The following is a 25,505-nucleotide window of genomic DNA, read 5'->3' as shown; positions in this document are numbered from 1 at the left end:
ATCGGTGCACACGAGAGCGAAGCGGAGCGGATCGGACTCATGGGACGAGCGGAAGAGAGACGAGCACGGCAGCGCGGTGGCCGCCGCGCGGCGCCCAAGCGTCGCCGCTCGTCCGGCCCGGCCGGCGCCGGCGGCATACGCCGGTTCTTCACCTGGAAGAAGATCCTCGGCACCTTCCTGGGCCTGTTCCTGCTCGGCATCGGCGGCTTCATCGTGCTGTACCTGATGGTGGAGGTGCCCCAGGGCAACGCCGCCGCCCGGCTGCAGAGCAACGTCTACAAGTACAGCGACGGCACGGTCCTCGCCCGCGACGGCAAGGTCAACCGCGAGATCGTGGACCTGTCCAAGGTGCCCGAGGAGATCCGCAACGCCTTCGTCGCCGCCGAGAACAAGTCCTTCTACAAGGACTCCGGCGTCGACTTCAAGGGCACCGCCCGCGGACTGCTCAACACGGTCAGCGGCAAGGGCGCGCAGGGCGGCTCGACGATCACCCAGCAGTACGTCAAGAACTACTACCTCACCCAGGAGCAGACCGTCACCCGCAAGCTGCGGGAACTGGTCATCTCCCTGAAGGTGGACCGCCAGATGTCGAAGGACGAGATCCTCGCGGGCTACCTCAACACCAGCTACTTCGGCCGCAACGCCTACGGCATCCAGGCCGCCGCGCAGGCCTACTACCGGGTCGACGCCGAGAAGCTCAGCGTCGAGCAGGGCGCGTATCTCGCGGCCCTGCTCCAGGCGCCGAGCCAGTACGACTGGGCGGTCGCCTCGGAGACCGGCAAGGAGCTCGTCAGGGCCCGCTGGAACTACGTCCTCGACAACATGGTCGAGGAGGGCTGGCTGAACTCCTCCGACCGGCAGTCGATGGAGTTCCCGGTGCCCAAGGAGCCCAAGGCCGTCGCGGGCCTGGAGGGCCAGAAGGGCTACCTCGTCGAGCTCGCCAACAACCAGCTCGAAGAGCAGCTGATGAAGCAGGAGGGCATCTCCCGCTCCGAGGCCGAGACGCAGGTCAAGAGCCAGGGCTGGACCATCACCCTGAACATCGACCGCAAGCGGCAGGCGCAGCTGGAGAAGGCGGTCGAGACCGAGCTGACCAGCAAGCTGGACCCGAAGGAGCGTCCCGTCGACGCGGACATCCAGGCGGGCGCCGTCTCCGTCGACCCCAAGACGGGGAAGATCGTCGCCCTGTACGGCGGCGAGGACTACTTCAAGCACTACCGCTCCAACGCGACCCGGACCGACTACCAGCCGGCGTCGACGTTCAAGCCGGTCATCCTCGCCGCGGCCCTGGAGAACGGGGCCGAGACCCAGGACGGCGAGACCATCGGCGCGAGCACGGTCTACGACGGCACCAGCAAGCGGCCGGTGGTGGACGCGAACGGCAAGAAGGTCGGCTTCGCCCCGCCGAACGAGGACGACGTCGACTACGGCGACGTCACCGTCCAGACCGCCATGAACAAGTCCGTCAACTCGGTGTTCGCGCAGATGGGCGTGGACGTCGGCATGGACGAGGTGATGGACACCGCCGCCGAACTCGGCATGGACGACGGCCTGGAGGCGGTGCCCGCGCAGACGCTCGGCACCATGGGCGCCAGCCCGCTCCAGATGGCCGGGGTCTACGCCACCCTCGACAACCACGGCAAGCAGGTCACCCCGACCCTGATCAAGTCCGCCGAGCAGCACAACCGCACGGTCGAGATGCCCGACGCGATCGGCGAACAGGTCATCAGCCGCGAGGCCGCCGACACCGTGACCTCGGTGCTCACCGGCGTGGTCGACGACGGTACGGCCCGGCGCTCGGTGCGCGACAACCCGGCCCGGAACGGCCAGCAGGTCGCCGGCAAGACGGGTACCTCCGACTTCGGCAGGTCGGCCTGGTTCACCGGTTATACGCCGGACCTGGTGACCGCGGTCGGCATGTTCGGCGAGGACGCCAAGTCGGGCGACCAGGTCGACATGAAGGGCGCGACGGGCACCCTGCCCGGCACCGGCCGGGTCAACGGCGGCGGCCTGCCGGCGTCGATCTGGGCGGCGTACACCTTCGGCGTGACGGACACGGACGCCGAGTTCGACCTCGACACCGACCAGGGCGCGGCGGTGGAGCCGACCTGGACGCCGACGCCGACCCCGGAGCCGAGCCGCACCCCCACGCAGGAGCCCACCACCCAGGAGCCGACGACCCAGGCCCCCTCGAAGACCCCGACGCAGACGCCGACCGGCACCCCGACGACCGAAGAGCCGACGGACGAACCCACGACGGCCGTGCCGACCACGACACCGCCGACGGACGAGATCCCCGAGGACCCGGCGGAACCGGGCGAGGACGAGGACGAGTAGCGCGTACGGGCGACAACGGCACGAACGGCGAAAGGGCGCCCGGTCCGCACCGGGCGCCCTTCGTCGTACCGTCCGCGGCGTTCAGCTGCGGTTGAGCTCGAACCACACCACCTTGCCGGTGCTGAGCCGGGTGGCCCCCCACCGGCGGGCCAGCTTGTTGACGAGATACAGCCCCCGGCCGCCCTCGTCCGTCGCGCGGGCCTGCCGGAGCCGGGGCAGCTGCGGCACGTCGTCGCCCACCTCGCACCGCAGCACATCCGTGCGCAGCAGCCGCAGCGTGACCGGCCGGGACGTGTACCGCACCGCGTTGGTGACGACCTCGCTCACCAGCAGCTCCACCGAGTCGGACATGTCCTCGAGCCCCCACCGGGACAGTGCCCGCCGGGCCAGCCGCCGCGCCCGCCCGGGCGCCGCGTCCTCCGGCTCCAGGTACCAGTACGCCACATCGCTCGGCGCGATCCCGTCGAAGCGGGCGGCGAGCAGCGCGATGTCGTCGTCCCGGTCACCGGGGCCGAGCATGTCCAGCACCTCGTCGCACAGCGCCTCCAGCGGCGGCGGATGATCCGGCCCGGTCAGCTGGGCGGTCGCGGCGAGCTTCTCGCGCAGTTGCTCTATCCCGGTCCACACGTCCCGCAGCCGCGACTCCACCAGACCGTCGGTGTACAGCAGCAGGGTGGCGCCGGCCGGCGCGTCCAGCTCCACCGCCTCGAAGTCGACCCCGCCGACCCCGATCGGCGCGCCCGGCGGCACCCGCAGCACCTCGGCCCGGCCGCCCAAGTGCAGCAGGACCGGCGGCGGATGACCGGCGTTGGCGATCGTGATGCGATGCGCGACCGGGTCGTACACGGCGTACAGACAGGTCGCCATGCGGTCCGTGCCGAGCCGCTGGGCCTGCTCGTCGAGGTGGTGCAGCACCTCCTGCGGCGGCAGGTCCAGGCCCGCGAGCGTCTGGGCCGTGGTCCGCAGCTGCCCCATGATCGCGGCGGAGGTCATGGAGTGCCCCATGACATCGCCCACCACCAGCGCCACCCGGCTGCCCGGCAACGGGATCGCGTCGTACCAGTCGCCGCCCACCCGCGCGGTCTCGGCGGCCGGCAGATAGCGGGACGCGAGCCGTACGCCGGTCGGCCGGGGGAGGGTCTCGGGCAGCATCGTGCGCTGCAGCTCGTCCGCGATGTACGCCTCACGGCCGTACAGCACCGCCTTGTCGATGCCGAGCGCGCTGTGCGTGGCGAGCTGGGCGGCGACCAGAAGGTCGTCCGCCTCGAAGGCGACGCGTTCGGGGCGGCGCAGGAAGATCGCCGCGCCGATCACCCGGCGCCGGCCGCGCAGCGGCGCGAGGATCGCGCGCTGGCCGGTGGGGACCACCAGATCCCCGTCGTCACCGAGGAGTTCGGGCAGCGCGGCGCTGGCCGCGGGCGCGTCGGCGAACACCGGACGGACCCCGCGCAGTACTTCGGCGAGCGCGCCACCGGGCCGTACCTCGCACAACTCGGCGGTTCCGGCGGACAGTTCGGCCAGCTCGGTCGGCTCCGGCACGCCCTGCGCGGGCAGGAAACCGCCGTCGGTGTCCCGCTCCTCCGGTATCCGGTCGGTGCGGCGCAGCCGCAGCACGACGGGCCCGGTGGGCCGCTCGTCGCCGACCGGCAGCGGGTCGCGGAGGTAGACCAGGATCGCGTCCGAGAACGTCGGCACGGTCGCCCGGCACAGCCCCATCACGATCTCGTCGAGGTCGATGCCGCGGGCGATCCGCCGGGTCGCGGCGCCCACGAACCGCAGCCGGTCCCCGTCCCGCCGCATCGGCGTGGGACGGCCCGGCGGCACTCCCTGCCCGCTGCGGCGCTCCTCCGGGGCCGGCGCGCTGCTCGGCTGGGCCGGGATGCCCTCCGGGACCGGCCGGGGGCGGTGGGTGTCGGCCTCCGCGGCGGCGGAGGGCTGCGCATGCTCGGGACCGTTGCTCACGGGGGCCTTGTCGTTGCCGGACGGGGCGGTGGTGCCCGGGGTGGAGGGCGGTTCTCCGGTGCGGGCCTGCGCCGGTAACGCGGCGGCGCCGGGCGCGCGGGACGGGGTCGGGGTACGCAGGAGCGCCCCGCGGGGATCCGCGGGGTCGGCGCCCGGGGGGCGCTCGAACGAGGTCGGCTGCTCCGTCACGCGTGTCGCATCCATCCGTCCGGGGCGTGTTGTTCGTCCCGCCGAAGTCCCGATACCCGCAATACCTGCCCCAGGAACGGAATTCCCGCGTGGCCGGAGGCAGTTCCTGTGCCACCGGCGGGCTGTGCGCCGCCCGGCCGGGTGTTGCCCTCGTACCCCTCGCTCACGTCCAGCCGCCCCTCGGTGACGATCGGTCAAGCCCAGTGCACGCTCCGGTAGTTGCCACCGCGCGCCCTTGCGGAGGACGATCCTACGTTTCATGCCCGGGGGCGCATCAAGGGTCTCATGAGGACATGTGCGCGGGCGTACGTCCTGCGTCCTCCGGCAGTGACGGTACAGCCCAGGACGGGTTCGGGCGCCAGTGTTGCCAGCCGTCCGAGAACGGTGACCCCCAGGCGCGGATCACCTCCACCGCGGCACGCCCGGCCTCCCGGACCCGTTCGGCGGTGCGGGCGTCCATCAGGCCGTCCTGCTGGGCCTGCGCGAACTCGTCCTCGTCGCGCCAGCCCCAAGTCCGGTCAGGGTACACACAGATGTCCAGGAAGTGATCCTCGGAATCCACCCCGCCCGGCCGGCGGACCAGCGGTTCCTCCAGGTTCACGTACCAGTTCTTGAACCGCCAGCCCGCATCCCAGAACAGCCACACCGACCACGGCTGCCCGGGTCTGGCCAGTTTCAGCACCCCGGTGCCGAACCAGCGGTCCCGCTGCACCGTACGCGGCTTGGTGTAGCGCGACCGCAGGGGCTCCTCGTGCACGGGGGTGCCGTCCGCCAGCGCGGGCTTGAGACACGCGGTCCCGGGCGCCAGCCATACGGCGAGCAGCTCCGGATCGTCCCGTACGACGGTCACCGGACGCACGATGTGGAAGCGTGGGCCGCCGTTCTCCCGGTACCGCCACAGAATGTGACTGCCGGGCGCCCAGTGCGCCGTAGTGCCGCCCGCTTCCACCGTCGTCATCGCTCCACCGTCCGCCATGCACAGATAGTAGGTGTCACCGACTGCCGCCGCTGCGGCGAACGTCACCGTCCGCGCGCCCGGCGCCGATCGTCACGGGCGCGTCATCCGCAGGACATCCAGCGCTTCGTCCAGCTCAGCCAGGGTCAGGTCGCCGCGCTCCACATACCCGCCCTCCAGCACGACTTGACGGATCGTCCGGCGCTGCGCGAGCGCCTTCTTGGCGACCTTGGCGGCCTCCTCGTACCCGATGTACTTGTTCAGCGGCGTGACCACGGACGGTGATGACTCGGCGTACTCGCGGGCCCGTTCACGGTGCGCGACGATGCCGTCGACCGTCCGGTCGGCGAGCAGCCGGGAGACGTTGGCGAGCAGCCGGATCGATTCCAGGACGTTCTTCGCGATGACCGGGAGCATCACATTGAGCTCGAAGTTGCCCGCGGCCCCCGCGGTGGCGACGGTGGCGTCGTTCCCGGTGACCTGTGCGGCGACCATCAGCACCGCCTCCGGGATGACCGGATTGACCTTCCCCGGCATGATCGAGGAGCCGGGCTGTAGATCGGGCAGCGAGATCTCCGCCAGCCCGGTGCGCGGCCCGGAGGCCATCCACCGCAGATCATTGGCGATCTTCGTGAGCCCGACCGCGATGGTCCGCAGCTGCCCGCTGATCTCCACCACGCCGTCCCGCGCGCCCTGCGCCTCGAAGTGGTCGCGCGCCTCGGTGAGCGCCAGCCCCGTGGCCCGGGCGACCTCCTCGATGACGGCGGCGGAGAAACCGGGCGGGGTGTTGATGCCGGTGCCGACCGCGGTGCCGCCCAGCGGCAGCTCGGCCAGCCGGGGGAGGGAGGCCTCCAGCCGCTCGATCCCGTACCGGACCTGGGCGGCGTACCCGCCGAACTCCTGCCCCATCGTGACCGGCGTGGCATCCATGAGATGGGTGCGCCCGGACTTCACGACGTCCGCGAACTCCTCCGCCTTGCGGGCGAGGGAGTCGCCGAGGTGCCGGAGCGCCGGGATCAGATCACGGGTGACGGCGGCGGTGGCGGCGATGTGGATGGAGGACGGGAAGACGTCGTTGGACGACTGCGACGCGTTCACATGGTCATTGGGGTGTACGTCCCGGCCGAGCCGTTCGCTCGCGAGCGTGGCGATGACCTCGTTGGCGTTCATGTTGGACGAGGTGCCCGAGCCGGTCTGGAAGACGTCGACGGGGAAGTGCTCGTCCCACGTCCCGTCCGCGACCTCGGCGGCGGCCTTCTGGATCGCCTCGGCCACGTCCTTGTCGACCACGCCCAGCTCGGCGTTCACCTTCGCCGCGGCGCCCTTGATCCGCGCCAGCGCCTCGATGTGCGCCCGCTCGATCCGCTGCCCGGACACCGGGAAGTTCTCCACGGCACGCTGGGTCTGGGCCCGCCACTTGGCGTGGGCGGGCACCCGCACCTCGCCCATGGAGTCGTGCTCGATGCGATAGCTCTGCTCTTCGTCGGCCACTGCCGATCACCTCCACCTGGCACAGCGCCCCGGACATGTCACCTGTTCCCCGTCGGCGCTGATCGTCACGGCGCGCGGCGGGAGGGGCAGGGGCGGACAATGAAGGAACGCAGGGGGGCCCGGCACCCCACGGGAGGCACGACATGCTCCGCAGCATCAGGACGCTCGGCGCGCTCGGCACCGGTCTGGCGGCGGCGACCGCCCTCGTCATGGCGGCTCCCGCGGCGGCGCAGCAGGACGACTTCACCCTCTACGCCCGGGAGGTCGCGGGCGACGAGGAGGAGCAGCAGCAGGCGCCCGAGGTCGGCGACACCTTCTCCTTCGCCGACGACCTCTACCGTGAGAAGGGCGGCGACAAGGTGGGCCGGGACGGCGTCGCCTGCACGGTCGTCCGCACCGGCGACCCCATGGACATCCAGTGCCTCGGCACCTTCGTCCTGTCCGGCGGCCAGATCACCGCCCAGGTCCTCATGACGGTCCCGCTGGACGAGTCGGCCGAGCTGCCCGCCTTCGACGCGTCCGTCACCGGCGGAACCGGCGACTACCGCGGCGCGAGCGGCCAGATCAGCTTCACGGACGACGGGGACTACCAGCGCCTGGACTTCGACCTGAGCTGACCGACGGGCCGCCTGGCGCGGAGCACTGCTCAGGCGTTACGCCAGCCCCGGCCCCCGTACCGCGATCGACGTGAACGTCGGGGCGGAGCCGGATCCTGGAAGAAGTCGTTCGACTTGTTCGTCCGACGGCACCACTCGGCCCGTCCGGCGTTTGAGGACGACGCCTTTCGGGCCGATCGGGGGTCCAGGGGGCGGAGCCCTTGGGCGGGGTCGAAGGGGCGGCAGCCCCTGGGGATGGGACGGGTAGGGGCGGCGGGGGCGAGATCCGTCCCCGCCGCACCGCAAGTACTACGCCAGCCCCGGCCCCCGTACCGGGATCGACGTGAAGGTCGGGGCGGGGGCCGGATCCTGGAAGAAGTCGTTGCCCTTGTCGTCCACGACGATGAACGCCGGGAAGTCCTCGACCTCGATCTTCCAGACCGCCTCCATGCCGAGCTCCTCGTACTCGACGACCTCGACCTTCTTGATGCAGTCCTGCGCGAGGCGCGCGGCCGGGCCGCCGATGGAGCCGAGGTAGAAGCCGCCGTGGGTGCCGCAGGCGTCGGTGACCTGCTTGCTGCGGTTGCCCTTGGCCAGCATCACCTTGGAGCCGCCCGCCGCCTGGAACTGCTCGACGTAGGAGTCCATGCGGCCGGCCGTGGTCGGGCCGAAGGAGCCCGACGCGTAGCCCTCGGGGGTCTTGGCGGGACCGGCGTAGTACACCGGGTGGCCCTTCAGGTACTGCGGCATCTCCTCGCCCGCGTCCAGCCGCTCCTTGATCTTGGCGTGCGCGATGTCACGGGCCACCACCAGCGGGCCGGTGAGCGAGAGCCGGGTCTTCACCGGGTACTTGGTGAGCTCGGCGAGGATCGTCTCCATCGGCTGGTTCAGGTCGATCTTCACGACGTCCGCCGAGTCGTCGAGGTGCTCGTCCGTCGTGTCCGGCAGGAATCGCGCCGGGTCGGTCTCCAACTGCTCCAGGAAGACGCCCTCGGCGGTGATCTTGGCGACCGCCTGGCGGTCGGCGGAGCAGGAGACGGCGATGGCGACCGGGCAGGAGGCACCGTGCCGCGGCAGCCGGACCACGCGCACGTCGTGGCAGAAGTACTTGCCGCCGAACTGCGCGCCGATCCCGATCTTCTGCGTCAGCTCGAAGACCTTCTCCTCCAGCTCCTTGTCCCGGAACCCGTGCCCGAGCGGCGAGCCCTCGGCCGGGATCTCGTCCAGGTAGTGCGCGGAGGCGTACTTGGCGGTCTTCAGCGCGTACTCGGCGGAGGTGCCGCCGACGACGATGGCCAGGTGGTACGGCGGGCAGGCGGCCGTACCGAGCGAACGGATCTTCTCCTCCAGGAACTTCATCATGGAGGCCTCGTTCAGGACGGCCTTCGTCTCCTGGTAGAGGAAGGACTTGTTGGCGGAGCCGCCGCCCTTCGCCATGAAGAGGAACTTGTAGGCGCCGCCGTCGGTGGCGTACAGCTCGATCTGCGCGGGGAGGTTGGAGCCGGTGTTCTTCTCCTCCCACATGGTCAGCGGGGCCATCTGCGAGTACCGCAGGTTGAGGTTCAGGTACGCGTCGTAGATGCCGCGCGAGAGGGCTTCCTCGTCCCCGCCCTCGGTCAGCACGTTCTGTCCGCGCTTGCCCATCACGATCGCCGTGCCGGTGTCCTGGCACATCGGCAGGACGCCCGCCGCCGCGATGTTCGCGTTCTTCAGCAGGTCCAGGGCGACGAACTTGTCGTTGCTGGACGCCTCGGGGTCGTCGATGATCCGCCGCAGCTGAGCCAGGTGCGCGGGGCGCAGGTAGTGCTGGATGTCGTGGATGGCCTCGGCGGCGAGCTTGCGCAGTGCCTCCGGCTCGACCTTGAGGAACGTCCGCCCGTCGGCCTCGAAGGTGGAGACACCCTCGGAGGTCACCAGCCGGTACGGGGTGGTGTCCTCTCCCATGGGGAGCAGATCGGTGTACGCGAACTCAGGCATGTCGCCCATTCCTCACTCGACAGATGCGGCGGCCGACCTCCGTCGGTCAGCGCCCACCAGCGTAGGACCTGCCGCCGGAGGCGGGCTTGTGAGGTAAGGCTCAGTTCGACCCGGACGGGGACTGTCGCGATCTATCGTGAGTGGGTACGCTGCTGCCGTGGACCTTCAGAAGCAGACCGCGCCCGCCGCCGAGCTCCGTGCCTCCGACGCCGACCGCGACCGGATCGCGGACATCCTCCGCGAGGCGCTCGCCGAGGGCCGCCTCACCCCCGACGAGCACAGCGAGCGGGTGGAAGGGGTGCTGGCCGCCAAGACGGTGGGCGAGCTGGAGGTCTTCATCAAGGACCTGCCCGCGGCCCACGGTCCCCGGCCGGCGGCCTCGTACGCCCACATCCCGAGCCGCCCCGCCAACCTCCCCACCGACCCCGACGACACCGCAGTCGCGATCTTCAGCAGCGCCGTCCGCAAGGGCCGTTGGCGCGCCGGGCGCCGGATCCACGCGTACGCGATCTTCGGCAGCGTGGAGATCGACCTCAGCGAGGCGCTCTTCGAGTACCAGCAGGTCGTGGTCAAGGCGATCTCGGTCTTCGGCAGCGTCGAGATCCGCGTCCCGGAGAACGTGTCGCTGCGCGGCACCGGCGGCGGCGTCCTCGGCAGCTTCGAGGTGGACACGCTGGACGCCGAGGACGCGGCGGCGCCCGTGGTCTACGTCGACGGGTGGGCCGTACTGGGCAGCATCGAGGCCAGGCCCCGGCGCGGCAAGCTGGTCACCGACATCCTCGACCGGGTCCACGCCAAGGTCGGGAAGAGTTTGCGCAAGCATCTGAATCATTGACAGACGCAAATCCGAGGGCAACCGAAATCAACCGGTCCGCTCATCCGGTCGCGCAGGAGCCCCCGGAATCCAGCGCTTCGGAACTGCCTGCATAGGCGCGCGCACAGCGGGTAGACCTTGCTGCATCGTCTCTCGCTCGCGAAGCCGTCGTCAGGAGTAGACCGTGCTGCAACCGCCGCATTCGTCCCTGCATGTCGCTGCCGTTCCGGCCCAGCGGGAGCCAGTGCGAGACAGGGATCAAGACGCGCCCTGGCACACCGAGGCGGTGTGCCGGCGCGACGAGGCCGGCCTGTTCTTCGCCCCTTCCAAGGAGCCCACCGCGGCCCGGCTCTCCCGCGAGGAGGCGGCCAAGCGAGTCTGCGCGCGCTGCCCGGTCATGGTCGAATGCCGCGAACACGCCCTCCTCCAGCCCGAGCCCTACGGGGTCTGGGGCGGCCTCACCGCGGCGGAACGCCGCGTGGTGCTGGCCCGCCGCAGGCGCCGCGACCTCGAACTGAAGAAGGCGGCGAGGGCGACGGGCCGCATAGCCCAGGCCGGCTGAGCCGCACAGGGCAGGGAAAGGCGCCCCCTCCGCACCGGGGGCGCCCATGGGCCGCTGACCGGCCTCGCAGCTCGGCCTGTTGCTTGGCCGCGCTGCTTGGTCCGTTACTTGGCCCGGTCGAAGTCGATCGCGCTGTACGCCCGCAGCTTGCTCAGCCGGTGCTCGGAGTCGATCCGCCGCACCGTCCCGGACTTGGACCGCATCACGATCGACTCGGTGACCGCGGAGTCCGCCCGGTACCGCACGCCCCGGAGCAGCTCACCGTCGGTGATGCCGGTGGCGACGAAGAACACGTTCTCACCCTGGACGAGGTCCTCGGTCGTCAGCACCCGGTCGAGATCGTGCCCGGCGTCGATCGCCCGCTGCCGCTCCTCGTCGTCCTTCGGCCACAACTTGCCCTGGATGGTGCCGCCGAGACACTTCACGGCACAGGCCGAGATGATCCCCTCCGGCGTACCGCCGATGCCGAGGAGCATGTCGACGCCGGTGCCCTCGCGCAGGGCGTAGATCGACGCCGCGACGTCACCGTCGGAGATCAGCTTGATGCGGGCGCCGGCGTCCCGGATCTCCTTGATGATCCCCTCGTGCCGGGGCCGGTCGAGGATCACCACGGTGACGTCCTCCGGCGTGGACCGCTTCGCCTTGGCGACCCGGCGGATGTTGACCGAGACCGGGGCGTTGATGTCGACGAAGTCGGCGGCCTCGGGCCCGGTGACCAGCTTGTCCATGTAGAAGACGGCCGACGGGTCGAACATCGCCCCGCGCTCGGTGGCCGCGAGGACGGCGATCGCGTTCGGCATGCCCTTGGCGGTCAGCGTGGTGCCGTCGATCGGGTCGACGGCGATGTCCACCTCGGGCCCGGTGCCGTCGCCGACCCGCTCCCCGTTGAAGAGCATCGGCGCCTCGTCCTTCTCGCCCTCACCGATGACGACGACGCCGTTCATCGAGACGGTGGAGACGAGGGTGCGCATCGCGCGCACCGCGGCACCGTCGGCGCCGTTCTTGTCGCCGCGCCCGACCCAGCGGCCCGCGGCCATGGCGGCTGCTTCGGTGACCCGGACGAGTTCCAGGGCGAGGTTGCGGTCGGGGGCCTCGGAGGGGACATCGAGTTCGGACGGCAAGTGATGATGTTCGGTCATCGGAGCGCACCTTTCTGATACGACGACGGCCGGATGAGGGTGATGCCGACGACTCTATCGTCAGGCCTGCAGAATGAGCAGGGGGCCCCACGGATGAGCGGACCGGGCACCTGCGACGATAGGGGCGTGGCAGGTACGAACGCTAAGCAGAAGTCGGTCCGCAACATGGTCCTCTCCCTCGCGGTGACCATCCTCGCGGCGGGGGTCGTGTACCTCTTCATCCCGCACGAGGAGTCCGCCCCGGACCTCAAGCGGGTCGACTACCGGGTGGAGCTGCTCACCGCGCGCCGCGCGGCGTCCTACCCCGTGGCCGCCCCCGAGGGGCTGGCCGAGGAGTGGAAGGCGACCTCGGTGTGGTTCCGGGGCGACCAGTCCGACGCCTGGCACCTCGGCTTCCACGCCCCGGACGGGGAGTACGTCCAGGTCCGGCAGTCGGCGGCGCGGAAGGTGAAGCCGTTCCTCGACGACGCCACCCAGGGCGGACGCGCGACGAAGGCCACCCAGGAGATCGACGGCGAGACGTGGACCCGCTGGACCGGCGGCCGCTACGACGCGCTGGTGCTTGACGGGGACGGCTCGACGACGGTCGTGGCGGGCACCGGCTCGTTCGCGCAGCTGGCGGAGATGGCGGGCGCGCTGAAGGCGGACTAGGCCCGGCCGCACGCGCATGACGAAGGCCCCCGGCGCGCTGCCGGGGGCCTTCCTCGTGGGTCGTGCTCAGACGGTCGTGATGACCTCGTCGTACGACAGCCGCGGGGAGCGGGGGAACCAGGCGTCGGGGCCCGGCTTGCCGATGTTGACCACCATCAGCGGGGTGTGGTCGTCGTCCAGGAACTCCTTGCGGACGCCCTCGAAGTCCAGACCGGTCATCGGGCCGGCGGCCAGGCCCGCGGCGCGGACGCCGATGATGAAGTACGCGGCCTGGAGGGCGGCGTTGAGCGCGGCGGAGCCCTCGCGGACCGGGCGCTCGGTGAAGAAGGCGTCCTTGGCCTGCGGGAAGTGCGGGAGGAGTCGCGGCAGTTCGTCGTGGAACTCGTTGTCCGCGGCGAGGATCGCGACCAGCGGGGCGGCGGCGGTCTTGGCCTGGTTGCCCTCGGCCAGGTGCTGGACCAGACGCTCGCGGGCCTCGGGGGAGCGGACCAGGGTGACGCGCAGCGGCGACTGGTTGAAAGCGGTGGGGCCGTACTTGACCAGGTCGTAGATCGCCTGGACCTGCTCGTCGGTCACCGGCTCGTCGGTGAAGGTGTTCGCGGTGCGGGCCTCGCGGAACAGCAGGTCCTGGGCGGCGGGGTCAAGAACGAGAGACATGGGTGAACCTTCTCGGGGTGGCGCGTCGGATCCGTGCGAGGGATCAGCTGACACGTCGACCATAGGCGAGTGAAGTTCAACGTTCAACAAAAGAGGGGTAGGGGGTGATCCGCTTCACAGGCAGGGAAGGAGATCACTCTTCCTCCGTCGCCTCCTCCTCGGCCGCCAGTGCAGCGTCGAGCCGCGCCCGCGCCCCGTCCAGCCAGCGCCGGCACACCTTGGCCAGCTCCTCCCCGCGCTCCCACAGCGCCAGGGACTCCTCCAGCGTCGTACCGCCCGCCTCCAGCCGCCGTACGACCTCGATCAGCTCGTCCCGCGCCTGCTCGTACCCGAGCGCCTCATCCACCTTGCTGGTCATGCACTCACCCTAAGCATCGACTCGGACAGTGAACTCACCCGCGGAGACCCGCGCCCGCAGCACCTCGTCGCCGCCGACCTCGTCCGGGTCCCGGACGACATGCCCATCCGCCTTCTGCAGCACGGCGTACCCCCGCTTCAGGGTCGCCGCCGGGGACAGCGCCACCACGCGCGCGTGCGTGTGCGTCAGCTCGGAGTCGGCGCGGTCGAGGAGGTGGCCGAGGGTGCGGCGGCCGCGGTCCAGCAGGGCCGCGACATGATCGGCGCGCTCGTCGATCATCCGGTGCGGGTCCTCCATCGACGGCCGGGCCAGCGCATTGGCCAGCCCGCGCTCCTCCCGGTCGAGGTAGGCCGCGACACAGCGCCGGGCCCGCCCCTGGAGCATCCGTACCCGCTCGTACTCCTCGCCCACGTCCGGTACGACCTTCTTGGCGGCGTCGGTCGGGGTGGACGCGCGCAGGTCGGCGACATGGTCGAGGAGGGGGTTGTCGGGCTCGTGCCCGATCGCGGAGACCACCGGCGTACGGCAGGCGGCGACCGTCCGCACCAGCTGCTCGTCGGAGAACGGCAGCAGGTCCTCCACGCTGCCGCCGCCGCGCGCCACGATGATCACGTCGACGTCGTCGATCTCGTCGAGCTCCTTGACCGCCTGCACGACCTGCGGCACCGCGTGCACACCCTGCACGGCGACATTGCGCACCTCGAAACGGACGGCGGGCCAGCGGTGCCGGGCGTTCTCCAGGACGTCCCGCTCCGCGGCCGAGGCCCGGCCGCAGACCAGCCCGACGAGCTGCGGCAGGAACGGCAGCGGCTTCTTGCGCTCCGGCGTGAACAGCCCCTCGGCCGCCAGCGCCTTCTTCAACTGCTCCAGACGCGCGAGCAGCTCGCCGACCCCGACCGGCTTTATCTCGGTGGCCCGCAGCGACAACTGCCCACGCGGGGCGTACCACTCGGGCTTCGCCAGGACGACGACCCGCGCGCCCTCGCTCACCACATCCGCCACGGCGTCGAAGACCTGCCGGTAGCAGGTGACGCTCACGGAGATGTCGTACGACGGATCCCGCAGCGTCAGGAACACCACCCCGGCGCCCGGGCGGCGGGAGAGCTGGGTGATCTGCCCCTCGACCCACACCGCCCCGAGCCGGTCGATCCAGCCCCCGATGAGCCGCGACACCTCGCCGACGGGCAGCGGGGAGTCCGCGGACGTGTTTGCAGCCATGTCCGTGAGCGTAGCCGCAGGCACCGACATCGAAATCGTCCTCGCGCGTACGGCGGCTCGTCCCCGGGAGTGCGCCCGCGAAGTGGGGTGCGGCGTGGCGCCCTTGAGCGGAGGGCGCGGCGGTCGCTCTGCTGCTCAGGCGGCGGCCACCGGCTGCCCCGGCCGGCGCCCTCCCGCACCGGGCCGCTCGCGGTCGCGCGGGGCGGGATCGGCTCTTTGCCTACGGCGGGCAGGGTCCGCGCCCTCGTCCGTCCCTGGTCGACTCGGCCTCGCCGAACCTCGGACCATGGCCGCTCTGAGCGGTTACTCGGGCCTCGCCCCGCCGCGACCGGTCCCCACCTCGCAGGACCGCTCCCGGTCCAGTGACCGTCACCCGCCCCGATGTTCCCCACCGAGCCACCACAATCAGCCCCGCCCACCCTCAAGGCCACACCCGGCGTCTCATCCAGCCCCCGCACCCTCACCCCACCCGCCCCCGCTGCACCACCAGCACCATCACCCCCACCGCCAACCAGACCGCGCCCACCACCTGAGCCGTCCCCGAGGCCTCCGCGATCACCGTGACCGTGATGGCCGCGCCCGCTGCCGGCATCAGTACGTGGCGCCACCAGACCACCGGCCCCCCGCGGCGGCGCACCGCGAACCAGCCCACCACGCTGGCGTGCAGCAGGGTGAAGGCGGTGAGGGCGCCGATGTCGACGACGGAGACGAGGTGATCCAGGCCGTCGTCGCGGCGGGCCGCCCAGAGCGCCGCGGCCAGCGTGACCGCGGCCGCGCAGAGCAGGGCCGGCCGCGGGACCCCCGCGTTCGTCCGCGCCAGCACCCGCGGCAGCCGTCCGGCCCGGCCCATCGCGAACAGCAGCCGGCCGGCCGCCGCCTGCCCGGCCAGCGCGGCGAACGCGGCACCGATCGCCTTGCTCACGGCGACCAGGTCGTGCAGCCAGGTCCCGACGGACGCGTCGACGGCATCGTAGAAGGCGGAGCCCTGCCGGGCCGGCTCGGCGGCCAGCTGGGCGGAGGACAGGGGTTCCAGCAGTGCCACCAGGTAGGTCTGCGCCACGAAGAGGACGCCCGTGAGCGCCAGGCAGAACAGGACCGCCCGCGCCACCTTCCGCGAACCCCCGGTGACCTCCTCCGCGAAGGAGGCGATGGCGTCGAAGCCGAGGTAGGACAGGACCGCGATCGACACCGCCCCGAGCACCGCCGACAGCGCGAACGCGCCCTGCGTGCCGTCCCCGGACAGCGGCGACAGCCACCCCCGCTCGGCGCCGTCCCGCGCGAGGACCACCACCGCCGAGACCACGAAGACCAGCAGGACCACGATCTCCATGGCCAGCACCAGGAAACCCACGCGGGCCGCGGGCCGTACGCCCCACAGGTTCAGCAGCGTCGTCAGGACCACCGCGATCGCCGTCCACACCCAGCGTGAGACCTCCGGGACCAGCGCCTCCATGGCGATCCCGGAGAAGAGGTAGGCGACCGCGGGGATCAGCAGATAGTCCAGCATCGCCATCCAGCCCGCGACGAACCCGGCCCACGGCCCGAGCCCCGCCCGCGCGTAGGCGAACACCGAACCCGCCTGGGGGACCACCCGCACCATCTGCGCGTAGCTGAATGCGGTGAACGCCATCGCCACGGTGGCGACGAGATAGACGAGCGCGACCGCCCCGTGCGACCTGGCGTCCAGCGTGCCGAACACGCCGACCGGGGCCATGGGCGCGATGAACAGCAGCCCGTAGACCACCAGGTCCCGGAAACCGAGGCTGCGCCGCAGAGCGGAGGGCTCCGCCTCGGCCGCGGAGGAGGCCGTACCGATGTCGGACATGCCGCCAGTGTCCAGAGCCGTCCTGCCCGGCGCGATCTTTGACCCGCCGAACGCGGCCTTACGATGGGACGCATGACTGCTTCGCCTGGCCGCCGTGTCCTGCTCGCCGCCCCCCGTGGCTACTGCGCGGGTGTGGACCGCGCCGTGATCGCCGTCGAGAAAGCCCTGGAGCAGTACGGGGCCCCGGTGTACGTCCGGCACGAGATCGTGCACAACAAGTACGTCGTGCAGACCCTGGAGCGCAAGGGCGCCGTCTTCGTCGAGCGGACCGAGGAGGTGCCGCCCGGGAACATCGTGATGTTCTCGGCGCACGGCGTCGCCCCCGTCGTCCACGAGGAGGCCGCCCGCGGCAAGCTCGCCACCATCGACGCCACCTGCCCGCTCGTCACCAAGGTCCACAAGGAAGCCGTCCGCTTCGCCGATGAGGACTACGACATCCTCCTGATCGGCCACGAGGGCCATGAGGAGGTCATCGGCACCTCCGGCGAGGCCCCCGACCACATCCAGCTCGTCGACGGCCCCGAGGACGTCGCCAAGGTCGAGGTCCGCGACGAGTCGAAGGTCGTGTGGCTGTCGCAGACCACGCTGAGCGTGGACGAGACGATGGAGACCGTCGACGCCCTCAAGGAGAAGTTCCCCCAGCTCATCTCGCCGCCCAGCGACGACATCTGCTACGCCACCCAGAACCGCCAGCTCGCGGTGAAGCAGATGGGCGCCGAGGCCGAACTGGTCATCGTGGTCGGCTCGCGCAACTCCTCCAACTCCAAGCGGCTGGTCGAGGTCGCCAAGCTCGCGGGCTCGCGCGAGGCGTACTTGGTGGACTTCGCGAGCGAGATCGACGAGGCCTGGCTGGAGGGCGTCACCACGGTCGGCGTCACCTCCGGCGCCTCCGTCCCGGAGGTCCTCGTCGAGGAGGTCCTGGAGTGGCTCGCCCAGCGGGGCTACGGCGATGTCGAGCTGGTGAAGGCGGCCGAGGAGTCGATCACCTTCTCGCTGCCGAAGGAGCTGCGCCGGGATCTGCGCGAGGAGGCCGCGGCCCTGATCGCGGAGCGGACCGGCACCTCGCCGGAGTGACTGTCGGTCCCGCGTCGTAACGTAGAGCCATGCAGATCTTCGGTGTGGACATCGGTGGGTCCGGAATCAAGGGTGCCCCTGTGGATCTCGACAGGGGCGACCTTGCCGAGGAGCGCTTCAAGGTGCTCACCCCGCATCCGGCGACGCCCGACGGGGTGGCGGACGGCGTCAAGCAGGTCGTCGACCACTTCGGCTGGACGGGACCGGTCGGGCTGACCTTCCCCGGCGTGGTGACCGACGGGGCGACGATCCGTACGGCGGCCAATGTCGACAAGGGCTGGATCGACACCGACGCGCGCGCGTTGTTCGGCGAGCGTCTGGGCGGCCTGCCGGTGACGGTGGTCAATGACGCGGACGCCGCGGGCGTCGCCGAGATCGCGTTCGGCGCGGGGCGGGACCGCAGAGGCACCGTCATCCTGCTCACCTTCGGCACCGGCATCGGCAGCGCCCTGTTCGTGGACGGCACCCTGGTGCCCAACACCGAGCTGGGCCATCTGGAGCTGCACGGCCATGACGCGGAGAAGCGGGCCTCCAGCAAGGCCAAGGAGGACGGCGAGCTGACGTGGGAGCACTGGGCGCACCGGGTCCAGAAGTACCTCGCCCATGTGGAGATGCTGTTCTCGCCGGAGCTGTTCATCATCGGCGGCGGGGTCAGCCGTAAGTCGCAGAAGTTCCTGCACTACATCGAGGGCATCAAGGCGGAGATCGTCCCGGCCCAGCTGCAGAACAACGCCGGCATCGTGGGCGCGGCGATGCGGGCGGCACAGCGGTAGGTCACACCGGCGGCCGGCTCCTGGCCACCTGGTGCCGCATCAGCCGCACCTTGCGCACGGTGACGATCACGCCGGTGACCAGGGTTCCGCCGTACAGCCACCCGGCCTGCGTCGCCAGCGCCGTGAACAGGCCCATCAGCCGGTCGCCGGTCCCGTCCCCGCCGTCGGCGACCGGCACCAGACCCAGCGCGAAGGCGATCGGCACGACGATGACCGCGGTCACCAGGTCCGCGCGGCGCACCCATGCCGCGGTCAGGACGCACACCGGCAGGAACAGCACGCCGTAGACCGTCAGCGACGACCCGAACAGCAGGGCGACCAGGCCGCCGAGCGTGATCGTCAGGGCGGTGCAGAACAGCCCGACGCCCAGTCCGGTGAGCCGGGGGTTCGGCATCCGGCGCACCGCCCGCACCCACGGGGGCAGCGGCCGCCGGACGGCGGCGGGGGGACGGCGGGGGGCGTCGGCGCGGGCCGGCGACCCCGGGGCGCTGCCCCTGGCCTGCGGGGGCAGCGGCGGGGTCCCGCGGCGCGTGCCGTGCTGCTGCCCGTGCTGCGCTGGGCGTGTCCTGTGTTGCTCCACTGGACCAACTTAGGTCTGTTTATGTGTCGAACGGCCCTCGGGACACGCCGAGGGGCGGACCTTGGCCAAGCGTTCGATACGTCGCCGATGGGGGGCGGGGCACGCCGTAGACTGGTGGATCGGCCCCATCGGCCGCCAGTCCTCCACTCACGTACGGGAAGTCGCAACGTGTCGCTCACGATCGGAATCGTCGGTCTGCCGAATGTCGGCAAGTCGACCCTGTTCAACGCCCTGACCAAGAACGACGTGCTGGCGGCCAACTACCCGTTCGCCACGATCGAGCCGAACGTCGGAGTGGTCGGCGTCCCGGACGCGCGCCTGGCCAAACTGGCCGAGATCTTCTCCTCCCAGCGGGTGCTCCCGGCGACCGTCGACTTCGTCGACATCGCGGGCATCGTGCGCGGCGCCTCCGAGGGCGAGGGGCTGGGCAACAAGTTCCTCGCGAACATCCGCGAGTCCGACGCGATCTGCCAGGTCATCCGCGCCTTCAAGGACGAGAACGTCGTCCATGTCGACGGCAAGGTCTCGCCCAAGGACGACATCGAGACGATCAACACCGAGCTGATCCTCGCCGACCTCCAGACCATCGAGAAGGTCCTGCCCCGGCTCCAGAAGGAGTCGCGGATCAAGAAGGACATCGCGCCGAAGGTGAAGGCCGTCGAGGAGGCCAAGGAGATCCTGGAGAAGGGCGACACCCTGTTCTCCGCGGGCATCGTCCAGGGCTCCGGCAACGAGGAGCTCCTGCACGACCTGCATCTCCTCACCACCAAGCCCTTCCTCTACGTCTTCAACGTCGACGAGGACGAGCTGACCGACGAGGCCTTCAAGGAGGAGCAGCGCGCCCTGGTCGCCCCCGCCGAGGCGATCTTCCTCAACGCCAAGCTGGAGGCGGAGCTCGCCGAGCTGGACGAGGCGGACGCGCTGGAGCTGCTGGAGTCGGTCGGCGCCGAGGAGCCCGGCCTCGCCACCCTCGCCCGGGTCGGCTTCAACACCCTCGGCCTGCAGACCTACCTCACGGCAGGCCCCAAGGAGTCCCGCGCCTGGACCATCAAGAAGGGCGCCACCGCCCCCGAGGCCGCCGGAGTCATCCACACCGACTTCCAGAAGGGCTTCATCAAGGCGGAGGTCATCTCCTTCGCCGACCTGGTGGAGACGGGCTCGGTCGCGGAGGCCCGCGCGAAGGGCAAGGCACGCATGGAGGGCAAGGACTACGTCATGCAGGACGGGGATGTGGTGGAGTTCCGCTTCAACGTCTGACGTCTCGCGTGTGAAGACCTGTGCCCGACCCGCCTGCCGACGGGTCGGGCATGTGTTTCTGTCCGCGAAGATCCCCGCCGCCTGCTCGTAGTCGGGGAGGATGCGGGGACTGCGAGAGAGGGGCGGGGCGCGTGGGGCGTGGGGAACGGGACGCGGTCGCGAGGGGAGCACGACTGTACGAGGCGGCCCAGGCAGTGGCCGTCGACCACGGCAGGGCGGTCGAGGCGGTGCGGGCGGCGCTGAAGCCGATTCATGACGCGGAGGTCGCCCGGGAGCTCGACGCCATCCCCGTCGCCCGGCTGCAGGACGTCACTGAAGGACGGCTTCGGCTGGGGAACGTCGAGAAGAGCGGCCTCGGCACGGTGGGCCGTGTCCTCGAAGCCGGCCCCTACAGGTTGCGGCAGATTCCCGGTGTCGGGCAGCGCACTGTCGACCAGATCATCGCCGCCGCACGCCGGCTGTCCGAAGCGGTGCACGAGACGGTGGCCGTCCACATCGACGTGGACCGGCCGGAGCCGAGCACCACCGCGCTCGTCATGGCCCTGCACGTACTGGTGGAAGCAGGCCCGGACGCCCGGCGCGCGGTGGACCGCGCCGCGGCCCTGTCGGAACGGCTCGGCCCGTTGCTGGTCGACGCGAGGCCCGCCACGGGACATCTCAGGATGCTGCTGGCCGGCCGGGAGAAGAAGTCACGTGCGCTGGCGGCGGTGGCCGACCTCCGCTCACTGGTGGACGAGGCGGAGCAGGCCGGAGTGCCCGAGCTGCTCGCCCAGGCCTCGGTGGACCTGCTGCGTGGATCGTCGTCCGACATCGCGGCATGGGTGGACTTCGAACTCCGCTCCGCGGAGTACTACAGCCTGCTCGCCGAGATCTCCGGGCGGCAGCCGGACGCGGCAGCCGCCGAGGGGTTCCTGCCGGAGGAGATCGCCGAGCGGGTACGGACGCAACAGCTCGACGACTCGCACCGGCGGGTTTCCCTTCGCGGTTACCAGGCGTTCGGCGCTCGATTCGTCCTGGCGCAGCGCAAGGTGATACTCGGCGACGAGATGGGGCTCGGGAAGACGATCCAGGCGATCGCCGTGCTGGCACACCTGGCCGCGGAGGGGCAGAGCCATTTCATGGTCGTCTGCCCGGCGAGCGTTCTCGTGAACTGGACCCGCGAGATCGAGGCCCGCAGCGCTCTTCGCGTCATGGTGCTCCACGGCCCCGACCGGCACCACGCGTTCGCCGACTGGAAGGGCCGGGGCGGGGTGGGGGTGACCACCTTCGACGCACTGCGCGGTTTTCCCGTGCCGGGCGGCGGGGAGGTCGGGCTGCTCGTCGTCGACGAAGCGCATTCCGTGAAGAACCCCACGACCAAGCGGTCCCGGTCGGTCGCCCTGTGGACGGAGCGTTGTGAGCGCAGCCTCTTCATGACCGGAACCCCGATGGAGAACCGGGTCGCAGAGTTCCGCACCTTGGTCCGGATGCTCGATGAAGACGTGGCGGACTCCCTCGGCGAGCGGGACGCGTTGGCGGGTTCCGTCGCCTTTCGCAAGGCCGTCGCGCCGGTCTACCTGAGGCGCAACCAGGAAGACGTGCTGACGGAACTCCCGAGCCTTCAGCAGACCGACGAGTGGGAGGAGCTGAGCGCGTCGGACGAGGAGGCCTACCGCGAAGCCGTGCGAGAGGGCAACTTCATGGCGATGCGCAGGGCCGCGTACCTGCGCCCCGAGAAGTCGGCCAAGCTGGGCCGGCTCCGCGAGATCGTTCAGGAGGCCGGCGAGAACGGGCAGAAGACAGTGGTCTTCTCCTACTTCAAGGACGTGCTGGGCGTGGCGCAGGCGGCGCTCGCCGAGGGGCCCACCGCCGGCACCCCGATGCTGGGTCCGCTCACCGGCGGCGTCCCGGCCGGGCGGCGGCAGCAGATCGTCGACGACTTCGCCGGGATCCCGGGGCCGGCGGTGCTCCTGGCGCAGATCCAGGCGGCCGGCGTCGGCCTCAACATGCAGGCCGCGTCCGTCGTCATCATCTGCGAACCGCAGATCAAGCCGACCATCGAACACCAGGCGGTGGCCCGGGCCCACCGCATGGGCCAGGTCAGGCCGGTTCACGTGCATCGCCTTCTCGCCACCGGGGGAGTGGATGAACGCATGGTACGGATGCTGGAGTCGAAGACCCGCCTGTTCGATGCCTACGCCCGCCGCAGCGCCGTCGCCGAAGCCACCCCGGACGCGGTCGACGTGTCGGACACCGAGCTGGCCCGCCGGATCGTCGAGGAGGAGCAGGCGCGCCTGGGTATGACGAGCGGGAGGCGCACGGCAGCTGAGTGAGGACGGCCTCCAACTGCCCTGGAACCGGGCCCTGGCCGGTGTGACGTGGGTCTCGTCGGGGCCCATGTCACGCCCGGGGCGGGTCGCTCGTCTCATGGGCGTCACCGGTACGGAGCCGGTGCGAACAGTGGGAGATCGAGATGACCGACCATCACCACATCGTCGTTCTCGGCGCCGGTTACACGGGCATGTTCACCGCGGTCCGGCTGGCCCACCGCATCCGCCGGACCGGCGTGAGGATCACCCTGGTCAACCCGTCGAGCCGGTTCGTCGAGCGGCTGCGGATGCACCAGATCGCCGCCGGGCAGCACCTGGCCCACCACCGGATCCCGAGCCTGCTCGACGGGACCGGCGTCCGGTTCGTCGAGGGCACCGCCACCACCATCGACCCCGAGGCGCGGCGCGTCACCGTCGACGGTGACATGTCCCTCGGGTACGACACCCTCGTCTACGCGCTGGGCAGCTCCACCGACACCGGCAGGGTCCCCGGCGCCGACACCCATGCGTTCACCCTCGACGGCCCGGAGTCCGCCGGCCGGTTCGCCGCCCGGCTGACCGAGGTCGCGGCGGCCGGCGGCACGGTCACCGTCTGCGGCGGCGGCCTGACCGGCGTCGAGGCGGCCGCCGAGATCGCGGAGAGCCACCCCGGCCTGAACGTCACACTGATCAGCTCGGACGAGGTCGGCGGCATGATGGGCGCCAAGGCGCGCGCCTACCAGCACCGCGTGCTGGACCGCCTCGGTGTGACCACGGTGACCGGCGCCCGGGTCACCAAGGTGCTGCCCGACGCCGTCGAGCTGTCCGACGGCCGGACCGTCCGCTCCGACGCCTTTCTGTGGACGGCCGGGGTCAAGGTGTCGCCGCTGGCCGCCGACGCCGGGATCGCCACCGACGAGCGCGGTCTGATCCTGGTCGACGGCACCCTGCGGTCGGTGTCCCACCCGGAGATCCACGCCATCGGCGACGCCGCCGCCGTACGCCTGGCCTGGGGGCCGGTCCACGGCACCTGCCAGAGCGGTCTGCCCACCGCCCAGTACACCGCCGACACCATCGCGCGACTGCTGCGCGGCAGGACGGTCGAGCCGTTCCGCTTCGGCTACTTCCACCAGCCGGTCAGCCTGGGCCGCCGGGACGCCGTCATCCAGTTCACCAAGGCCGACGACAGCCCCGCGCGCTGGTGGCTCAGGGGTCGCGCGGCCGTCGCCTACAAGGAGTTCGTCAGCGGCAGCCCGCTGCTGACGTACCGGCTCAGCAAGCGCATGAACGTCACCACCGTCGTCTCCAAGGGCGGTCGCGCCACCCGCAGGCCCGCGATGTGAGGGGGTCGTCCTACCACCCCAGAGCCCGCAGCGCGCTGTCCGCGGTGGCCACCACCGTGCGTGCCTGGTGCTCCACCTGATGGCGTACCGGGACCCAGCGCAGGCGCAGGGCCTTCTCGAAGTCCGCGCACCAGAGGGTGAACAGTTCGGTCAGCTCACGGTGGAGCTCCGGAGCCGCGGCGTGGTCCGCCGCTCGCAGCAGGCGGAGCAGAAGGCCCGCCGCCCGCAGCGGTTGCCGACGGGCGACCACGTCCAGCGAGCAGATCTGTGCCGTCGTGAGCGGCACCGGGCCACCGGGGCCCGCCTGCCGGGCGAGCGGTTCCCAGGAGTCGGCGACCAGGTCGTAGAGGTCGTCGGCCATCCACTCCAGCACGCGTCTGAGCGCGTTCTCCCGGGCCGGCGGCAGGAACGGGCGCGCCCTGTCGAGTACGGCGGTCACCTGCCGTCCGCCGTCGCGCACCAGGCCGGACAGGTCGCGCAGCGCCTCGGAGGCCGCCGGATGCGGGGACAGGTCGTCGGCCAGATCGGTCGCCCACATGGGCACTTCGACGATCGCGGTGACACCGCCGTACCGCATCGGTGCGCACCAGGTGGACGAGGTGATGTTCTCGGACCCGGCGGCCAGCCGGGCGGTGCTGTCCGGCGGGGGCAGTACGTGGATCCCGGGGCTGGGGTTTTCCCAGTACAGGGCGTCGTACGTGCCGTGCTGGACCGGGATGCCCAGCGTGCCGGCGGACGTCTGGAACGGCGCGGCGAGTTCGGGCAGGGCGTTCGTCAACTGCACCCAGCTGCCGCCCGCTTCGACGCTGTGCAGGGAGCACTGGAGGAACGGCCGCAGTTCGTCGATCACCCGGAACAGCGCCTGGCTTTCGGGCAGTTGGCGCGAGACGATCGGTGCCCACTCCGGCTGTTCCGCCGCGATCGGGCGGAAGGCGGCGCCGTAGTAGCTCTCCAGGGTGGGCGCGGGCCCGGCCGTCGCCGCCTCGACGCCCTCGCTCAGCGCGGCGCCGTCCGGGTCGAGGCACAGCACGATGTCCCAGGTGACGAGGGTGGGGTCGGTCGCCGGGGAGCGCCCGCGGCCGTGTGCCACCCGCTCCGCCAGCGCGAGCGCGGTGGCGCCGCCGACCGGTTCGTCGGGGTGCGGCCGGGCCACCACCAGGACATGGCGTGGCCCGTGTCCCACGGACAGCATCAGCAGCGGACGGCCCGCGCGGGACGTACCGATCCGGCGCAGGCGGCCGGTGCCCGGGAACCGGGAGACCAGCCGCCGCGCCGACTCGGCGACGTCCGCGACCGTGGGGTAGCGGTCCATCACCGGCGTCCGGTCAGGAACCGCCGTTGCCACCGCTGTCGCCGGTGGTCTCCTTCTTGTCCAGCGGACGAATCTCGATCTTGTTCGGCATGCCGTGTCCTCCCGGTGGTGGCTGTGGCGTGCAGTGATCCGTTGTGCTCTTGCAAG

21 protein-coding genes are annotated in these 25,505 nt (G+C 71.2%); 10 read left to right on the top strand and 11 right to left on the bottom strand.

Going from position 1 to position 25,505, the window contains the following annotated elements; translation table 11 throughout:
* Positions 1-39 precede the first annotated feature (39 nt).
* Positions 40-2,337, top strand: a complete 2,298-nt coding sequence (locus ACWD11_RS01200; protein WP_451280554.1) for a transglycosylase domain-containing protein — start codon at positions 40-42, stop codon at positions 2,335-2,337.
* 81 nt (positions 2,338-2,418) lie between these two features.
* Here the strand turns inward: ACWD11_RS01200 and ACWD11_RS01195 are convergent, their stop codons facing one another.
* The 3 genes from ACWD11_RS01195 to ACWD11_RS01185 all read right to left on the bottom strand — a co-directional run bounded on the left by ACWD11_RS01195 (position 2,419) and on the right by ACWD11_RS01185 (position 6,934).
* Positions 2,419-4,503: a SpoIIE family protein phosphatase gene (locus ACWD11_RS01195; RefSeq protein WP_389415145.1), complete on the bottom strand. Its 2,085-nt coding sequence runs from the start codon at positions 4,501-4,503 to the stop codon at positions 2,419-2,421.
* Between the two features lie 268 nt (positions 4,504-4,771).
* The gene (gene fomD, locus ACWD11_RS01190) at positions 4,772-5,464 is read right to left on the bottom strand and encodes a cytidylyl-2-hydroxypropylphosphonate hydrolase (RefSeq protein WP_389415144.1); all 693 of its coding nucleotides are present in this window, start codon (positions 5,462-5,464) and stop codon (positions 4,772-4,774) included.
* Between the two features lie 72 nt (positions 5,465-5,536).
* Positions 5,537-6,934 carry a class II fumarate hydratase gene (locus ACWD11_RS01185; RefSeq protein WP_451280552.1) on the bottom strand — a complete coding sequence of 466 codons (1,398 nt, stop codon included), beginning with the start codon at positions 6,932-6,934 and terminating at the stop codon, positions 5,537-5,539.
* Positions 6,935-7,077: 143 nt separating this feature from the next.
* Between ACWD11_RS01185 and ACWD11_RS01180 the strand changes: the two genes are divergently transcribed.
* Positions 7,078-7,551, top strand: coding sequence for an allene oxide cyclase barrel-like domain-containing protein (locus ACWD11_RS01180; RefSeq protein WP_451280550.1), 474 nt, complete (start codon positions 7,078-7,080; stop codon positions 7,549-7,551).
* A gap of 288 nt (positions 7,552-7,839) precedes the next feature.
* Here the strand turns inward: ACWD11_RS01180 and ACWD11_RS01175 are convergent, their stop codons facing one another.
* Positions 7,840-9,507: a fumarate hydratase gene (locus ACWD11_RS01175; RefSeq protein ID WP_451280548.1), complete on the bottom strand. Its 1,668-nt coding sequence runs from the start codon at positions 9,505-9,507 to the stop codon at positions 7,840-7,842.
* 157 nt (positions 9,508-9,664) lie between these two features.
* On the opposite strand from ACWD11_RS01175, the gene ACWD11_RS01170 reads away from it, so the two are divergent.
* Positions 9,665-10,342 (top strand): DUF1707 SHOCT-like domain-containing protein, encoded by a 678-nt coding sequence (locus ACWD11_RS01170; RefSeq protein ID WP_389415140.1) that lies wholly within the window; start codon positions 9,665-9,667, stop codon positions 10,340-10,342.
* A gap of 163 nt (positions 10,343-10,505) precedes the next feature.
* Entirely contained in the window at positions 10,506-10,883 is a 378-nt protein-coding gene (locus ACWD11_RS01165) for a WhiB family transcriptional regulator (protein WP_389415139.1), read from the top strand.
* A 104-nt stretch (positions 10,884-10,987) separates the two neighbouring features.
* Here the strand turns inward: ACWD11_RS01165 and glpX are convergent, their stop codons facing one another.
* On the bottom strand, positions 10,988-12,022 hold the full coding sequence (gene glpX, locus ACWD11_RS01160) for a class II fructose-bisphosphatase (RefSeq protein ID WP_250077439.1): 1,035 nt from the start codon (positions 12,020-12,022) through the stop codon (positions 10,988-10,990).
* Positions 12,023-12,148: 126 nt separating this feature from the next.
* Between glpX and ACWD11_RS01155 the strand changes: the two genes are divergently transcribed.
* Positions 12,149-12,673 (top strand): DUF4245 domain-containing protein, encoded by a 525-nt coding sequence (locus ACWD11_RS01155; RefSeq protein ID WP_389415138.1) that lies wholly within the window; start codon positions 12,149-12,151, stop codon positions 12,671-12,673.
* Positions 12,674-12,739: 66 nt separating this feature from the next.
* On the opposite strand, the gene ACWD11_RS01150 is transcribed toward ACWD11_RS01155, so the two are convergent.
* The 4 genes from ACWD11_RS01150 to ACWD11_RS01135 all read right to left on the bottom strand — a co-directional run bounded on the left by ACWD11_RS01150 (position 12,740) and on the right by ACWD11_RS01135 (position 16,731).
* Positions 12,740-13,330, bottom strand: a complete 591-nt coding sequence (locus ACWD11_RS01150; RefSeq protein ID WP_389415137.1) for a malonic semialdehyde reductase — start codon at positions 13,328-13,330, stop codon at positions 12,740-12,742.
* Between the two features lie 133 nt (positions 13,331-13,463).
* Positions 13,464-13,688 carry an exodeoxyribonuclease VII small subunit gene (locus ACWD11_RS01145; protein WP_389415136.1) on the bottom strand — a complete coding sequence of 75 codons (225 nt, stop codon included), beginning with the start codon at positions 13,686-13,688 and terminating at the stop codon, positions 13,464-13,466.
* Between the two features lie 9 nt (positions 13,689-13,697).
* Positions 13,698-14,906: an exodeoxyribonuclease VII large subunit gene (xseA, locus tag ACWD11_RS01140; protein ID WP_451280544.1), complete on the bottom strand. Its 1,209-nt coding sequence runs from the start codon at positions 14,904-14,906 to the stop codon at positions 13,698-13,700.
* 460 nt (positions 14,907-15,366) lie between these two features.
* Positions 15,367-16,731, bottom strand: a complete 1,365-nt coding sequence (locus tag ACWD11_RS01135; RefSeq protein ID WP_451280542.1) for an APC family permease — start codon at positions 16,729-16,731, stop codon at positions 15,367-15,369.
* A 63-nt stretch (positions 16,732-16,794) separates the two neighbouring features.
* Between ACWD11_RS01135 and ACWD11_RS01130 the strand changes: the two genes are divergently transcribed.
* The gene (locus tag ACWD11_RS01130; RefSeq protein ID WP_389415133.1) at positions 16,795-17,805 is read left to right on the top strand and encodes a 4-hydroxy-3-methylbut-2-enyl diphosphate reductase; all 1,011 of its coding nucleotides are present in this window, start codon (positions 16,795-16,797) and stop codon (positions 17,803-17,805) included.
* 29 nt (positions 17,806-17,834) lie between these two features.
* On the top strand, positions 17,835-18,578 hold the full coding sequence (ppgK, locus tag ACWD11_RS01125; protein WP_389415132.1) for a polyphosphate--glucose phosphotransferase: 744 nt from the start codon (positions 17,835-17,837) through the stop codon (positions 18,576-18,578).
* A 1-nt stretch (position 18,579) separates the two neighbouring features.
* Here ppgK and ACWD11_RS01120 read toward each other — a convergent pair whose 3' ends face one another.
* Positions 18,580-19,158 carry a DUF6542 domain-containing protein gene (locus ACWD11_RS01120; RefSeq protein ID WP_389415131.1) on the bottom strand — a complete coding sequence of 193 codons (579 nt, stop codon included), beginning with the start codon at positions 19,156-19,158 and terminating at the stop codon, positions 18,580-18,582.
* Between the two features lie 168 nt (positions 19,159-19,326).
* On the opposite strand from ACWD11_RS01120, the gene ychF reads away from it, so the two are divergent.
* The 3 genes from ychF (at position 19,327) to ACWD11_RS01105 (ending at position 24,046) form a co-directional block, all read left to right on the top strand.
* On the top strand, positions 19,327-20,415 hold the full coding sequence (gene ychF, locus ACWD11_RS01115) for a redox-regulated ATPase YchF (protein WP_250077448.1): 1,089 nt from the start codon (positions 19,327-19,329) through the stop codon (positions 20,413-20,415).
* A gap of 131 nt (positions 20,416-20,546) precedes the next feature.
* Positions 20,547-22,727: a DEAD/DEAH box helicase gene (locus tag ACWD11_RS01110; protein WP_451280539.1), complete on the top strand. Its 2,181-nt coding sequence runs from the start codon at positions 20,547-20,549 to the stop codon at positions 22,725-22,727.
* A 140-nt stretch (positions 22,728-22,867) separates the two neighbouring features.
* Entirely contained in the window at positions 22,868-24,046 is a 1,179-nt protein-coding gene (locus tag ACWD11_RS01105) for an NAD(P)/FAD-dependent oxidoreductase (protein WP_451280537.1), read from the top strand.
* Between the two features lie 10 nt (positions 24,047-24,056).
* On the opposite strand, the gene ACWD11_RS01100 is transcribed toward ACWD11_RS01105, so the two are convergent.
* Positions 24,057-25,358: a M14 family zinc carboxypeptidase gene (locus ACWD11_RS01100; RefSeq protein WP_451280535.1), complete on the bottom strand. Its 1,302-nt coding sequence runs from the start codon at positions 25,356-25,358 to the stop codon at positions 24,057-24,059.
* Positions 25,359-25,505: the final 147 nt, after the last annotated feature.

Source organism: Streptomyces sp. NPDC002776, from assembly GCF_053592195.1.
The sequence above is the reverse complement of the archived record's forward strand: the minus strand, read 5'-3'. Positions and strand labels throughout refer to the sequence as shown.

Coding starts and splice junctions, on each gene's coding strand:
- ACWD11_RS01135 (WP_451280542.1), bottom strand. CDS start 16,731: ATGTCCGACATCGGTACGGCCTCCTCCGCGGCCGAGGCGGAGCCCTCC.
- ACWD11_RS01175 (WP_451280548.1), bottom strand. CDS start 9,507: ATGCCTGAGTTCGCGTACACCGATCTGCTCCCCATGGGAGAGGACACC.
- ppgK (WP_389415132.1), top strand. CDS start 17,835: ATGCAGATCTTCGGTGTGGACATCGGTGGGTCCGGAATCAAGGGTGCC.
- ACWD11_RS01145 (WP_389415136.1), bottom strand. CDS start 13,688: ATGACCAGCAAGGTGGATGAGGCGCTCGGGTACGAGCAGGCGCGGGAC.
- ACWD11_RS01150 (WP_389415137.1), bottom strand. CDS start 13,330: ATGTCTCTCGTTCTTGACCCCGCCGCCCAGGACCTGCTGTTCCGCGAG.
- xseA (WP_451280544.1), bottom strand. CDS start 14,906: ATGGCTGCAAACACGTCCGCGGACTCCCCGCTGCCCGTCGGCGAGGTG.
- ACWD11_RS01105 (WP_451280537.1), top strand. CDS start 22,868: ATGACCGACCATCACCACATCGTCGTTCTCGGCGCCGGTTACACGGGC.
- ACWD11_RS01130 (WP_389415133.1), top strand. CDS start 16,795: ATGGGACGCATGACTGCTTCGCCTGGCCGCCGTGTCCTGCTCGCCGCC.
- glpX (WP_250077439.1), bottom strand. CDS start 12,022: ATGACCGAACATCATCACTTGCCGTCCGAACTCGATGTCCCCTCCGAG.
- ACWD11_RS01180 (WP_451280550.1), top strand. CDS start 7,078: ATGCTCCGCAGCATCAGGACGCTCGGCGCGCTCGGCACCGGTCTGGCG.
- fomD (WP_389415144.1), bottom strand. CDS start 5,464: ATGGCGGACGGTGGAGCGATGACGACGGTGGAAGCGGGCGGCACTACG.
- ACWD11_RS01200 (WP_451280554.1), top strand. CDS start 40: ATGGGACGAGCGGAAGAGAGACGAGCACGGCAGCGCGGTGGCCGCCGC.
- ACWD11_RS01195 (WP_389415145.1), bottom strand. CDS start 4,503: ATGGATGCGACACGCGTGACGGAGCAGCCGACCTCGTTCGAGCGCCCC.
- ACWD11_RS01100 (WP_451280535.1), bottom strand. CDS start 25,358: ATGGACCGCTACCCCACGGTCGCGGACGTCGCCGAGTCGGCGCGGCGG.